General features: G+C 65.0%; 15 protein-coding genes. 7 read left to right on the forward strand and 8 right to left on the reverse strand.

What is annotated here, in order from left to right; genetic code table 11:
• A complete protein-coding gene (locus tag AC1D75_RS17795) occupies positions 1–843 on the reverse strand; it encodes a DUF3710 domain-containing protein (RefSeq protein WP_495516631.1) in 843 nt (280 codons plus the stop codon).
• Between the two features lie 3 nt (positions 844–846).
• Positions 847–1,302 carry a dUTP diphosphatase gene (gene dut, locus AC1D75_RS17800; RefSeq protein ID WP_495516923.1) on the reverse strand — a complete coding sequence of 152 codons (456 nt, stop codon included), beginning with the start codon at positions 1,300–1,302 and terminating at the stop codon, positions 847–849.
• Between the two features lie 49 nt (positions 1,303–1,351).
• Here dut and AC1D75_RS17805 point away from each other — a divergent pair, with 49 nt between their 5' ends.
• Positions 1,352–1,936, forward strand: coding sequence for a DUF3093 domain-containing protein (locus AC1D75_RS17805; protein WP_495516632.1), 585 nt, complete (start codon positions 1,352–1,354; stop codon positions 1,934–1,936).
• A 140-nt stretch (positions 1,937–2,076) separates the two neighbouring features.
• Here AC1D75_RS17805 and AC1D75_RS17810 read toward each other — a convergent pair whose 3' ends face one another.
• On the reverse strand, positions 2,077–2,376 hold the full coding sequence (locus tag AC1D75_RS17810; RefSeq protein ID WP_482139258.1) for a DUF4193 domain-containing protein: 300 nt from the start codon (positions 2,374–2,376) through the stop codon (positions 2,077–2,079).
• Between the two features lie 368 nt (positions 2,377–2,744).
• On the opposite strand from AC1D75_RS17810, the gene cei reads away from it, so the two are divergent.
• Positions 2,745–3,425: an envelope integrity protein Cei gene (cei, locus tag AC1D75_RS17815; protein WP_495516633.1), complete on the forward strand. Its 681-nt coding sequence runs from the start codon at positions 2,745–2,747 to the stop codon at positions 3,423–3,425.
• On the opposite strand, the gene AC1D75_RS17820 is transcribed toward cei, so the two are convergent.
• Positions 3,407–4,282: an inositol monophosphatase family protein gene (locus tag AC1D75_RS17820; RefSeq protein ID WP_495516634.1), complete on the reverse strand. Its 876-nt coding sequence runs from the start codon at positions 4,280–4,282 to the stop codon at positions 3,407–3,409. The genes cei and AC1D75_RS17820 overlap by 19 nt on opposite strands.
• 170 nt (positions 4,283–4,452) lie before the next feature.
• On the opposite strand from AC1D75_RS17820, the gene ppgK reads away from it, so the two are divergent.
• Both ppgK and AC1D75_RS17830 read left to right on the forward strand, forming a co-directional pair.
• The gene (gene ppgK, locus AC1D75_RS17825; protein ID WP_495516635.1) at positions 4,453–5,247 is read left to right on the forward strand and encodes a polyphosphate--glucose phosphotransferase; all 795 of its coding nucleotides are present in this window, start codon (positions 4,453–4,455) and stop codon (positions 5,245–5,247) included.
• Between the two features lie 141 nt (positions 5,248–5,388).
• Positions 5,389–6,771 (forward strand): RNA polymerase sigma factor, encoded by a 1,383-nt coding sequence (locus AC1D75_RS17830; protein WP_495516636.1) that lies wholly within the window; start codon positions 5,389–5,391, stop codon positions 6,769–6,771.
• Between the two features lie 68 nt (positions 6,772–6,839).
• Here the strand turns inward: AC1D75_RS17830 and AC1D75_RS17835 are convergent, their stop codons facing one another.
• Positions 6,840–7,715 carry an alpha/beta fold hydrolase gene (locus AC1D75_RS17835; protein WP_495516637.1) on the reverse strand — a complete coding sequence of 292 codons (876 nt, stop codon included), beginning with the start codon at positions 7,713–7,715 and terminating at the stop codon, positions 6,840–6,842.
• 409 nt (positions 7,716–8,124) lie between these two features.
• Positions 8,125–8,661 (reverse strand): hypothetical protein, encoded by a 537-nt coding sequence (locus AC1D75_RS17840; RefSeq protein WP_495516638.1) that lies wholly within the window; start codon positions 8,659–8,661, stop codon positions 8,125–8,127.
• Between the two features lie 124 nt (positions 8,662–8,785).
• Between AC1D75_RS17840 and AC1D75_RS17845 the strand changes: the two genes are divergently transcribed.
• Both AC1D75_RS17845 and AC1D75_RS17850 read left to right on the forward strand, forming a co-directional pair.
• On the forward strand, positions 8,786–9,973 hold the full coding sequence (locus tag AC1D75_RS17845) for a sensor histidine kinase (RefSeq protein ID WP_495516639.1): 1,188 nt from the start codon (positions 8,786–8,788) through the stop codon (positions 9,971–9,973).
• Positions 9,970–10,632, forward strand: coding sequence for a response regulator (locus AC1D75_RS17850; RefSeq protein ID WP_495516640.1), 663 nt, complete (start codon positions 9,970–9,972; stop codon positions 10,630–10,632). Before AC1D75_RS17845 ends, AC1D75_RS17850 begins: the two co-directional genes overlap by 4 nt.
• Here AC1D75_RS17850 and AC1D75_RS17855 read toward each other — a convergent pair.
• Together AC1D75_RS17855 and AC1D75_RS17860 are read right to left on the reverse strand one after the other, a co-directional pair.
• Positions 10,629–10,982 (reverse strand): DUF952 domain-containing protein, encoded by a 354-nt coding sequence (locus AC1D75_RS17855; RefSeq protein ID WP_495516641.1) that lies wholly within the window; start codon positions 10,980–10,982, stop codon positions 10,629–10,631. The two genes, AC1D75_RS17850 and AC1D75_RS17855, sit on opposite strands and share 4 nt — an antisense overlap.
• 17 nt (positions 10,983–10,999) lie before the next feature.
• On the reverse strand, positions 11,000–11,989 hold the full coding sequence (locus tag AC1D75_RS17860) for an EamA family transporter (protein ID WP_495516642.1): 990 nt from the start codon (positions 11,987–11,989) through the stop codon (positions 11,000–11,002).
• 226 nt (positions 11,990–12,215) lie between these two features.
• On the opposite strand from AC1D75_RS17860, the gene AC1D75_RS17865 reads away from it, so the two are divergent.
• A complete protein-coding gene (locus tag AC1D75_RS17865) occupies positions 12,216–12,419 on the forward strand; it encodes a DUF7455 domain-containing protein (RefSeq protein WP_482139250.1) in 204 nt (67 codons plus the stop codon).
• Positions 12,420–12,502: the final 83 nt, after the last annotated feature.

A 12,502-nucleotide genomic window follows, 5' to 3' on the forward strand; every position in this document is an offset into this window, starting at 1 on the left:
TCAGCGTTTCGGACGATTGCCCAACTGCTGCATCGCCGATCCTCGCGAACCGGTTCCCGGAGGCGGGGTCGGCGTCTCTTTCTCTGCAGGCTCAGCCGCAGCCGGCTGCGGCTGACCCTGTATCCGAACCGTCGCCTGCGCGGACTGGGCCTGCGCATTGTCTCCCGCAGGCGCGGACGCAGCGTTGGCGTCCATCGTCCCGGAGGCAACCATCTCCTGCTGCGCGGCTGCCACCTGCTCGGCGAGTACCGGCGGCAGCACGATCGGCAACGGGGTACGGGGCGGGTGCGGGTCGTCGCCGCGACGGACCACGGTCTCGCTGACCACCGCGCGAGCCACCTTCGCCAGGCTCTCGGCACCCGCGGTCGGCGCGCTCGCCACACAACGGATCATCCAGCGCGGCCCGTCGACCCCGATGAAGCGGTGCACGCCACCGGGAACGGTCGCCACCACCTCGCGGCCCCAGAAGCCGGTTTCGATGGCCGTCTCGGCACCCTCCGCCTTGAGTGATTCGGTGAGTTCGCTCACCACATCACGCCACTGTCCACTCGACTTGGGTGCGGCGAACGCGGCAACGGTGATCCGCCCGTGAGGTGTCACCAGGAACACCGACTGTGGCTGATGGTCGACCGACATCTCGACGGTCACCTGTCCGCCTTCCACCACCGGGACCAGAACCGAACCGAGATCGAGGTGTGAGTTGTCGAATGTCGAGCCGGAGGCCAGCTCGTCGATGTCATACGGACCCTGGCCACTGCCGATCTGCTTGGGTCCGGTGCTCGTGTCGGTTTCCTCGGCGGGTTGATCCCGCCGGAAACCCCGAGTTCGTTTTTCGCGTGCCATTTCTCAGCTGCTTTCCGACGCGTTCGCGTCCAACCTCGCGTGACCGCCACTCGAACCGTAACCGCCTGCGCCGCGGCTTGTTTCGTCCAATTCATCGACTTCGACGAAGTCGACGAGTTCGACCCGCTGAACCAGCAACTGCGCGATGCGGTCACCTCGCGCGATGACAATCGGTTCGTGTGGGTCCAGATTGATGAGGCAGACCTTGATCTCGCCGCGGTATCCCGCATCGACGGTGCCCGGCGTGTTGACGATCGACAGACCGGCGCGCGCGGCGAGGCCCGATCGCGGATGGATCAGGCCCACCGTCCCGATGGGCAGGGCGATGGAGATCCCGGTCGGAACGAGTGCCCGCTGTCCCGGCGCGAGCTCGACATCGATCGCGCTCGACAGGTCGACGCCGGCATCCCCGGGGTGCGCCCGCCGGGGTAGCTCGATGCCCGGATCAAGCCGCCTGATGGCGACCTGCCCGGATGGCTGGACGGCGAGGAATGGTGCGTCGGCAGGGGTGCTGCCAGGATCGGTTGCCACACGGGAAGACTACGCTGGCGCCGTGCCTCCATTCCCATCACCCGACACAGCCGGAGACCCTTTCCACACCGATGACAACGGCGACGACAGCCGGGGGATCCTTCACGACGAACGCCTGTACGTACCGCTGTGGTGGTGGCTGGTCGCGGCAATCGTCATCGGCCTACTCGGTTACGAGATCCAGCTCGCTCTGCATGACAGCGCCTTCAGCCCGATCGCCTACGTAGTACTCGTACCGCTGGCCGCGTGGCTGCTCTGGTCCATGGGCCGCACCCGGGTCCGGGTCACCGACGGTGAATTGTGGGCAGGCAATGCTCACCTCCCGATCAACCTGATCGACCGGGCCGCAGTCATCCCGGCCAGCGCGAAGAGCGCGGCACTCGGGCGCCAGCTCGACCCGGCCGCCTTCCTTGCCCACAAGTTCTGGGTCAAGACCATGGTCTTGTTGGTTCTCGACGATCCCGACGACCCGACGCCCTATTGGCTTGTCAGCACCCGCCACCCGGCCGAGCTGGTCGCCGCACTGGGGATGACCGACGCGGCGTCCGAATCAGCCGACTGACCCGGGTCTGCGTGGTCGCCGGAGTCGGGCCCGATCTCGTCGCTACCCCGAAACACAACCGCGCCGATGGTGTCCCCAGGCCACTTGCCTGAGTGACACCATCGACGCGGTGTTGTTGTCTATCAGTCTGCTGCAGGTGATTACGCGCAGTCGACGCAAATGCGCGAGTTGCCGTTCTCCGTTGCCAGCCGACTGCGGTGATACACAAGGAAGCAGCTGGTGCAGGTGAACTCGTCAGCCTGCTTCGGGATCACCCGAACAGAGAGTTCCTCGCCGGACAGGTCCGCGCCCGGGAGCTCAAAGGACTCGGCGATATCGCCTTCGTCCACATCGACCGAGGCCGCCTGCGCTTCACTCCGACGTGCCTTCAGTTCCTCGAGTGAGTCCTCGGAGACCTCGTCGGATTCAGTGCGCCGGGGCGCATCGTAATCAGTTGCCATATTTCCGCCTTAGGTAGAAGCACCTGCGACTCGAGGTACCCGATGTGAGCAGGTCCCGCGTGTCCCAACAAGCCGCGCACGTCCTGGTCTGCAAAGTCCGCGACAGTGCCCTTTGATCAACAACTCCTACGAGGGGATTCGTTGCTCATCCGGGCAAGTATATTGTGATGTTCGCCACAGTTTATTGAATGCCCGAGTTTCGGGTTATCCAATCTGAGGCGGCTGAATCCTAGCCCAGCCGCTTCACAGAGTCAACAACACTCCCCAAGGAAAAACATTCCCGGTCGGTCGCTGCCGAACGCGAGGGTCGCGACCGTTTAGAGTTTGACTCGCTCGTCCACATCTGAAGCGGAAGGCACCAGCAGCCCATGGTTTCGCAGATCACCTATGGCTATCCCACCGACGACCACGGCCGCCCGTTCCGTCGGCGGCGCTACCTGCCCGCGATCGTCGTGGCCGTGGTGTTGGCCCTGATCACAGTGGTCGTCTGGATCGGAGCGCTGTCATCGGGCGGTACGGAGGCCGCGCCGGTCGACTGCCCGCAGCCTCCCGCGCCGTCCGCGACAGCCGACTCACCGGCGCCGGTGGTCGGCACACCCGCCGATCGTGAAGAGATGCTGCGCATCTCCCCCGCGGCACTGTCCGGCTTCCAGATCAGAGTGCTCAACGCGACCGACGAACAGGGCTTGGCGCAGACCGTCCTCGACGATCTGACCTCTCTGGGCTTCCAGGGAACCCCCGAAGGCGCCTATGGCGACGACCCGCTCTATCCGGACCGTGATCTGGACTGCTTCGGGCAGATCCGCTTCGGCGACGCGGGCAAGGCCGCTGCTGCTGCCCTGTGGATCGCCGCACCCTGCACCCAGTTGATCAACGACGGTCGCCCCGACACGGTCGTCGACCTGGCCATCGGTGAATCCTTCAGCGACAGCGGACAGAGCCAGGATGCACTGGCCGTTCTGGACACCCTGCGCAGCGCGAACCCACAAGACCCCAACACCGGATCTGACCCGGCCCTGGTCTCAGCGATTCACGAAGCGTCCTGCTGAACCGGGATCGGCGCCAACGCGCCGATCTCGGCAAGCAACGCGCGCAGGTCATCGGCGATGCCGGGTGCCATCGCCAGCGTCACGTCGCCGTCGCTGCCGCGTGATGTCGCGGCGGGTATCTGGACGATCGCACCCGCCTCTTCGGCGATCAGGGATCCGGCCGCCCAGTCCCAAGGGCTGAGCCCGTGTTCGTAGTGCGCGTCGACGGCCCCACTGGCCACCATGCACAGGTCCAGAGCCGCCGAACCGACCCGCCGCAGATCCCGGATCTGGGGCAGCAGTCGTGCGATCATGGCGCCCTGCACTTCGCGGCGCGAGGCGGCGTAACCGAATCCGGTCGCCACCAGCGCCAGGCCCACCTCGTCGACAGCGTTGCAACGCAACCGCACCGGTCCCGATCCATCGTCGGAAAAGGCACCGCCGCCGCGAGTCGCCGAATACGTCACACCGCGGGCGACATCGACAACCGCGCCTGCAACGGTCTGACCGCCGACCTGCGCGCCGATCGACACCGAGTAGGCCGGGATGCCGTAGAGAAAATTCACGGTCCCATCGATCGGATCGACCACCCAGCGCACCCCGGCCGGAACCGCGACCGATCCGCCTTCCTCCTCACCGAGAATCGGATCGCCGGGACGCCGGGCGGCCAGCAGATCCCGAATCAGCGACTCCGATTCCGTGTCGACGATCGTCACCGGGTCCGTGTCGGTGCTCTTCGTCGACACCGACTGCGGCGCAGATGCATTCGAGACGCCGGGCCCGAAGACCTCCGGTCGCCTGGCTCGGACGTGTCGGGCGGCCTCTTCGGCCACCGCAACGGCAACAGCGGTCAGTTCATGTGGATCGAGTTGGGGCACACCTACATGTGAGCACACCGGGCCGCATCACCGACGCCCCGGCCCGACCGCATCAGGTGCGCAGAGTTCGCGGAGACAACACGCACAACCCGGCCCGGCTGACTAGCCTGAACAACGGCGGGTCGGGGCGTACCCCCGTCCCGCATCAGTCGAGTGAAGGAGCCACATCCGTGTCCAGTGAATCCGCAGACGGCAGTCCCGCCCTTTCACCCAGCCCGAAACAAGCCGTCGGGGTCGACGTCGGCGGCTCGGGTATCAAAGGTGGCATCGTCGACCTCGAGTCCGGTGAGCTCATCGGCGAACGGTTCAAGGTCCTCACTCCCCAGCCGGCCACACCGCAGGCCGTCGCTGTCGGGATCCGGGAGGTTGTCGACCATTTCGAATGGACCGGTCCGGTCGGGGTGACCATCCCCGCTGTGGTGACGGGCGGGATCGCGCGGACCGCCGCCAACATCGACAAGTCCTGGATCGGTACGGACGTCTATGAAATCCTCGCCGCCGAGCTCGGCGACCGCTCGCTGTCCGTCCTCAACGACGCCGACGCCGCCGGGATGGCCGAGGAACACTACGGCGCAGGCAAGGACTACAACGGCGTCGTGATGTTGCTGACATTCGGTACCGGAATCGGTTCGGCGATCATGTACAACGGTGTCCTCATACCCAACACCGAGCTCGGTCACATGCATGTCGGTAAGAAGGAAGCTGAACACCAGGCGTCCTCCAAGGTCAAAGAAGACAACGACCTCTCATACCACCAGTGGGCCAAGGAAGTCTCCAAGGTGCTGACCGCCTACGAGGTGCTGTTTTGGCCCGAGGTGTTCATCGCGGGCGGTGGGATCAGCCGCAAAGCGCATAAATGGATTCCACTTCTGACCAACCAAACACCGGTTGTACCGGCGACTTTGCAGAATACGGCCGGGATTGTCGGCGCCGCGATGGCGGTGGTGGCAGGGTTGCGGCCCTGAGTGCCGTTACAATGGCACACAGGCTGGCTTCGAGCCGGTTCCCCCAAGCCCCAGCTTCGCCGAGTTCACTCGGCCTGACACTGCCGCCGCGACGCATTTCCCCGCGGCACAGTGTCGTGTAGATAGCCCGAAAGGTAGTACGTGGCAGCCACGAAGACCCGCCAAACTGAACCAGATGCCGAGCAGTCGGAATCGGAGTCGGTGACCGCACCGCGGGCACGCAAGGCGCCCGCGAAGAAAGCAGCCGCCAAAAAGGCCCCGGCCAAGAAAGCTGCAGCCAAGAAAGCGCCTGCGAAGAAGGCAGGCGCTAAGCGGGGTGCCAAGGACGGCGATGTCGACGGCATCGACGGAGTCGGCATCGAAAACGAAGCATCGATCGACGACATCGACGTCAACGAGGACGAACTCGAAGACGTGACCGTCGATGACGACGACGATGACGACACCACCACGGTGGTTGTCGCAGCTCCCGGCAAGGCTGCCGCCAAGACCAAGAAGGCCGACGAAGAACCGTCGGAGTCCGACCGGGCGTCCGGCGACTTCGTCTGGGACGAAGACGAGTCGGAGGCACTGCGCCAGGCCCGCAAGGATGCCGAGCTCACCGCCTCTGCCGACTCGGTCCGCGCGTACCTGAAGCAGATCGGCAAGGTCGCACTGCTCAACGCCGAAGAAGAGGTCGAGCTCGCCAAGCGCATCGAGGCCGGACTCTTCGCCACCGAGCGGATGCGCCGACTCGCCGAGGCAGGCGAGAAGCTCACCGTTGCGCAGCGTCGCGACCTGTCGTGGGTCTCCCGCGACGGCGGCCGGGCCAAGAACCATCTGCTCGAGGCCAACCTGCGACTCGTCGTCTCGCTGGCCAAGCGCTACACCGGCCGCGGCATGGCCTTCCTCGACCTCATCCAGGAAGGCAACCTGGGTCTGATCCGTGCGGTCGAGAAGTTCGACTACACAAAGGGCTACAAGTTCTCGACCTACGCCACCTGGTGGATCCGTCAGGCGATCACCCGGGCGATGGCCGACCAGGCGCGCACCATCCGTATCCCGGTGCACATGGTCGAGGTCATCAACAAGCTCGGTCGTATCCAGCGTGAGCTCCTCCAGGATCTGGGCCGTGAGCCCACTCCGGAAGAGCTGGCGAAGGAAATGGACATCACGCCGGAGAAGGTGCTGGAAATCCAGCAGTACGCGCGTGAACCGATCTCACTCGACCAGACCATCGGTGACGAAGGCGACAGCCAGCTCGGTGACTTCATCGAGGATTCCGAAGCAGTGGTGGCCGTCGACGCCGTCTCGTTCACACTTCTTCAGGATCAACTGCAGTCAGTCCTCGAGACGCTGTCCGAACGTGAGGCCGGCGTTGTCCGGTTGCGCTTCGGACTCACCGACGGACAGCCGCGCACCCTCGACGAGATCGGTCAGGTCTACGGCGTGACCCGCGAGCGGATCCGGCAGATCGAATCGAAGACGATGTCGAAGCTTCGGCACCCGTCGCGCTCGCAGGTCCTGCGCGACTACCTCGACTAGTCACAGTCACAGCAAGCGAACAAATGGCCGGACCCCAAGCGGGTCCGGCCATTTGTCGTTTCCATCTGTCACTCGCCCTGATCGACGACCTCGGCAAGCCAATCGAGAATCTCGCCGCGCACCTGCGCCCGATTGGTCTCGTTGAGAACCTCGTGACGAGCGCCGGAGAAGACCCGGACGCTGACGTCCTCCAGACCGCCGTTGCGGTAGTGCGCCGCAAGTAGATCCACCAGCGCTCCCCCGCCGTTCACCGGATCTTTGTCGCCAACCGCGATGAGGATCGGCAGATCCGGCCGGATCGCAGCCACCGCGGGGCGTTCCGCAATCCGCCTGGCCCCGGCGAACATCGCCCGGGCGGAAGCGACGTCGATGCCGAACCCGCACAGGGGGTCGGCGATGTAGTCATCGACAACGGTGTTGTCGCGCGACAGCCAGTCGTAGTCCGTCCTGGCGGGGGCGAACGGCGCGTTGAACAGTGTCAGGTCGAGTCCGGCGTCGAGGTCGAGTGCGGGTTCGAGACCATCGAGCGCCGCGGTCCCGGTCAATACCACCGCGTCGACCTGGTTGCTGTCGTCGAGTAGATATTGCTGCAGCGCAAATGAACCCATGCTGTGCGCGATCACGACCAATGGCAGGTCGGGCTGCTCGGCGTGCACCTTCGAGACCACCCGTCCGATGTCCGCGACCAGTTGTGGCCAACCGTCCGGACCGAGGTCGCCGAGGTCGCGGTCGGCCAGTTTGGAACGTCCGTGGCCGCGATGGTCGTAGCCGTAAACGACATACCCATCGTCCGTCAACGCCTCGGCGGTCTCGGTGTATCGCCGGATGTGTTCGCCCATGCCGTGGATCAGGAGCACCGCCGCAACCGGTTCATCGGTGGGGTCCCACCGAATACCCGAAATCGTTGCGCCGCGACTCGAATCGACCGTGAACTCGGATGGCATGTATTCCTTTCAGCTGCGATATTCCGGCGGTCATATCTACCGGGATATCCGATGATTGCATCTGGATTCGTATTCTGAGCTATCAATCGGAGTACATCGACGCTTTCGACCCGGCCAGATTGCGCGTGTCGTGTTTCGGTCACTGGATGGTCGGCATCTTTCGCCATGCCTGACCCACCACGTTTCGAAGCCGGCAGACCGGTGACGGGTCTCGATTCTTGTTGATGCGCAACGCGAGTATGCCTCCGCCGGCCCCCGGCCTCGACGGAAGCCCTCGCCGGGACCGGCGATGGTCGCGGTGGCAACCGACCGCAAGCCCTGCACGGCAAGCGTCCCCGGTCAGGGACGAAAGGCCGCGGCGACAACCGCGATTGTTGCGAGTGCTGTGGTTGCTGCGACTTCTAAGCGCTCATCGAAGGTCGAACAACGCCCAGACCGGACCGGCCAGAAGCCAGATGACGGTGACGACACCGAGCGTCGGAAAGATGCCCAGAAGCGCCGCATCCTGATCGGCATCGGCAACTGTCGCCGACAGGAGTAGCACTGCCAGCGCTGCGACACCTGCCGCCGCAAGCCACTGGCCGAACGCGATCAGTTCCCGACGCAGCGCGGCGGGCCCCCGTTTCGGTGGACGAGGCGGAGGTGGGCCGCCTGCGAACCAGTGCGCGAAGCGGTTGTCTGCCCAGGCGATCATCGAATGTCCGAAGGCGACGGTCACACCGAGGTATATCCCGGCCAGCCGATGAACCAGTTCCACGTCGCTGCCGCGGTGCACGTCGTACGCGACCGCGGCGAGCAGGATCAGGTCGAGCAGCGGCACCGATGCGAGTATCACCACTGAGATACGTTGCGAGCTCGTGAGGTACCGCACCGCAAGTCCTCCGAAGACGAGCACCCAGAAGCCGATCTCACATCCGATGATGACAGCGACAATCGGTGAGTCCATGTCTACGAGTCTGCGACCGATGACCCTCTCGTCGCATCGGCCACCAGATCGATCTTCCTGTCATCATTTCCGACGACGTTCGGGGGCTCCGGCTGTGCTGTCATGGACGCAAGGGAGGTGCGTCATGGAACGGACCCACAGTCGATCGAATGTCCGGCGCGATGTCGCGGTGGCAGTCGGTTTCTTCGTCGTCGGCACGGTCATGTATATCGCCGATCTGCGTTACTTCTTCGGGACCACCGCGCTGATCGACTCACTCCCCCATTGGCTCCCACTGTTCTCGCTGGCCATCGCCTGTGGTTTCCAGACGTTCCGCTCCAGCCGGCCCGCGCTCGCGTTGGCAGGCGGTCTGGCGGCTCTGGCCCTCGACGCCCTGTGGGGTCCGACCATCGCGGTCTGGATCGTCTACTCCGACATCATCTATGCCGTCGCGATCTACGCAACGGCCCGGGTCAACCGGACGATGCTGTTGTCCAACTGGCTGATTGCGGCGATCACGTTCACCGTCACCCTGAGTGCTTCCGGGGATTGGCGGGTAACCCTCTTCGCGATGATCCTCCTCGTCGCCCTCATCGCCTCGCCCGCTTCGTACGGCCAGGCCATCCGCCAGCACCAGATCGCCGCCGACAGTGAACGCGACCGCGCGCAGGCCCTGGCCGCACTGGCCACCCGCGAGCAGGAGGCTGCCGTGGCGTTCGAGCGCAGGCAGTTCGCCCGTGATCTCCATGACGTCGTCGCCGGCCAGTTGTCCGGTATCGCCATGCAATCGGCGGCAGCGCTGGATACCACCGACCCCACGATTCGAGAGACGGTCCTGCGGTCGGTCCGTTCTGCCAGCGTCGACGCACTCGGCGAGATGCGGACGATGATCGAAGTGCTCACCGGCACCGACGATCTGGATCCACCCACCACGGCAAACCTCAGTGGTCTCGACCGGCTGATCGACTCCGCCCGCGCATCCGGATCAGCGGTCACCGCCACCCTGGACGAGGTCGCGGTGGCGAGGATGACCGACATCGCCGGCTATCGGATCGTCGGGCAAGCGATCACAAACGCGGTCACGCACAGCCCCGGTGCACCGATCGACATCGCTGTCCGACAGCACGATTCGTCGGTCACGATCACCGTGTCCAACCAGGTGCGTTCCGGCGTCCGGGTACCCGTGCAGCCGGGCGGACACGGCTTGGCCAACATGGAGATGCGGGCGCGTTCGGTTGGCGGCGCATGCACCGTCACCGTCGCCGACGACCGATGGGTCGTGCGCTGCGAACTTCCCGTGGCCACATTCCTCTCCGCACAGGGTTCGCGATGATCCGGGTGATCGTCGCCGACGATCATGCGGCGATCCGGGCCGGGGTGCGGATGATGCTTGCAGGCACCGACTCCATCGACGTGGTCGGTGAGGCATCCGACGGTTCCGAGGCGGTCAGGATGGTTGCCGACCTGCAACCGGACGTGGCACTGCTCGACATCCGGATGCCGGGCACCGACGGCATCGCCGCCACCGCCCAGATCTGCGCCTCCGGGGCCACCCGCGTCCTGGTACTGACAGCGTTCGACATCGACGAGTACATCTTCTCCGCACTGACCGCCGGCGCCGCGGGGTTCCTGCTCAAGTCCGCGACTCCTGCCGAACTGGGCGCGGCAATCGTGGCCGTCGCCAGAGGTGACGCCGTTCTGGCACCAGAGGTGACCCGCCGCGTCATCGACAGGTTCACCGGCGCTGCCCGTCCACCACGGGCGTCCGGCCCGACATCGGCCCAGGAACAACAACTTGCCGAACTGACCGACCGTGAACGAGAAATTCTGGCCACCCTCGGCGCAGGATTGTCGAACGCTCAAATCGCGCAAGAGCTCTTCATCGGCGAAACCACGGTCAAAACACACGTGTCCCGAATTCTGGCCAAACTTCAGCTGCGGTCACGCGTGCAGGCGGCCATCATCGCTCGCGAGAACGGGATCACCTATTAGTGCAGTTGCGGATAGCGCCCGGACTCGTCGATGTCATAGCGCTCCACCGCAGTCACCGCGCCGGCCGGCAGAGCGCCGTACAGGTGAGGGAACTGCAACCCCGACGGATCGGGTGGATCGCCATCCTCCCACACGATTTCGGCACCGACGCGCAGCGGATCGATGGTCAGCAACACCAGGTCGGAGTGATCCAGATACAGCAGATTCGCGGGTATGTGAACCTTCCGGCGTTCAGACAGGTGCACAAAACCCTGTTCGGCCAGGGACGCGGGCTCGATCGATCCCGTCGTCCTGGCTTCGAGCCAGTCCGAGATCGAACAGAGATGGACCAGGTTCGTTCCTGCGCTCACCCCACCAGCCTGCCGCATCAGCCCGGCAGTGCGCCAGGGGCAATTTCATCACCGGCGCCGACACCAACGTCACGACCCGCGGCCGGGCCCCGCTCGTCGCGCGCCGTGAAGACGATGGCGGCGATCACCAGTGCAATGCCACACAGTTCGGCGGGCGACGGTATCTGGGACAACATCACCGCGCCGACCACCGTCGCCGTCACCGGGAGCAACGCCAGTAGCAGTGCGAATCGAGCTCGGGCCAGGCGTGCCAACACGATCTGGTCGAGCAGGTACGGAATCGCACTCGAGAGCACACCGACTCCGATGCCGAGCGCCAGGATCCGCCAATCCCACAGTGCCCCGGGGTCGGCGGCAGTGCTCACCCCGATCACCAGCGGGGCACAGATCACGCCGGCCATGGACAATCCGATCGCCAGATCGTCGATGCCGTCCCGCCAGGGCTGCTCAGAGGTTGCGTTGCCCGAAACCAACTTCCCGATCAAGATGTAGCCGGCCCACAATGCAGCGGCCATCAGGGCGAACACCACGCCGATGGGTGATCCGGAGAAACTGGCACCGCTCAGGAGCACCACCCCGACCAGGACCACGAGTACCGCAACGCCGTCCGCCATCCGCCGCGAGCCTGCCGCTGCGACCACGATCGGCCCCAGGAACTCGATCGCAACGGCCACCCCGAGATCGATGTGATCGATGGCCAGATAAAACGCCACGTTCATGCCGAGGGTCACCAGCCCGAAGGCCGAGGCGATCAGCAGCCGTCTGCGGCCGTACGACACCCCCACGCGCGGCCAGCGCCATCCGGCCAGCGGCCACCAGATCGCCAACAGTGTCGCGCCGGCCCCCAACGTCCGCAACCAGGCCACCACTGCGGGGTTCAGGTCGTCGAACAACGGGACGGCGATCGAGGCGCCGACGTACTGACAGATAGCCCCGATGACAAACAACAGGGGCAGCAGCCCGACGTGTCCAGCCGAGCGCGGGATGGTGTTGGCGGACCGGGGCATCGATTCACTGTAAGTGCAAGGTGCCGTGGGATTTGCGTCACACCGCCCCGGTTACATATGTTGCAGATCGCAGGACTGCTGTTACGGGTGAGTGACGACACACCCGGAGGACCTCGGGAACAAAGACGATTCGCAAATCGTCTGAGAGAGTGAGACCTGGATGCACCGCCCCGGTGTGTTAGCTCGCGAAGGGAACCGCGCCACGCAGGCCCGGGACGGAGGAAAAATGTCAGACACCATCACCACGCCCCCGATCGCCATGCAACTGACCACTGCTGACCGCTGTGATCGTTGCGGTGCCGCAGCACGAGTGCGCGCCACGCTCTCCACCGGTGGAGAGCTTCTGTTCTGCCGTCACCACTTCAACGAGCACGAGGCACGGCTTGTTGACATGGGCGCGACAGTGACATCCGAGGACGAGCTCGTCTAAGACAACTCAACAAGCACACTGCCGCGGTTCACTCAGGTGAACCGCGGCAGTGTTGTATCTGCGGTGTCTGTTGCCGCGCAGCG

The sequence above is a fragment of the Williamsia sp. Y712 genome (genome assembly GCF_059445525.1).

Coding starts and splice junctions, on each gene's coding strand:
- AC1D75_RS17840 (WP_495516638.1), bottom strand. CDS start 8,661: ATGGACTCACCGATTGTCGCTGTCATCATCGGATGTGAGATCGGCTTC.
- AC1D75_RS17835 (WP_495516637.1), bottom strand. CDS start 7,715: ATGCCATCCGAGTTCACGGTCGATTCGAGTCGCGGCGCAACGATTTCG.
- AC1D75_RS17810 (WP_482139258.1), bottom strand. CDS start 2,376: ATGGCAACTGATTACGATGCGCCCCGGCGCACTGAATCCGACGAGGTC.
- AC1D75_RS17795 (WP_495516631.1), bottom strand. CDS start 843: ATGGCACGCGAAAAACGAACTCGGGGTTTCCGGCGGGATCAACCCGCC.
- AC1D75_RS17850 (WP_495516640.1), top strand. CDS start 9,970: ATGATCCGGGTGATCGTCGCCGACGATCATGCGGCGATCCGGGCCGGG.
- AC1D75_RS17865 (WP_482139250.1), top strand. CDS start 12,216: ATGTCAGACACCATCACCACGCCCCCGATCGCCATGCAACTGACCACT.
- cei (WP_495516633.1), top strand. CDS start 2,745: ATGGTTTCGCAGATCACCTATGGCTATCCCACCGACGACCACGGCCGC.
- AC1D75_RS17845 (WP_495516639.1), top strand. CDS start 8,786: ATGGAACGGACCCACAGTCGATCGAATGTCCGGCGCGATGTCGCGGTG.
- AC1D75_RS17860 (WP_495516642.1), bottom strand. CDS start 11,989: ATGCCCCGGTCCGCCAACACCATCCCGCGCTCGGCTGGACACGTCGGG.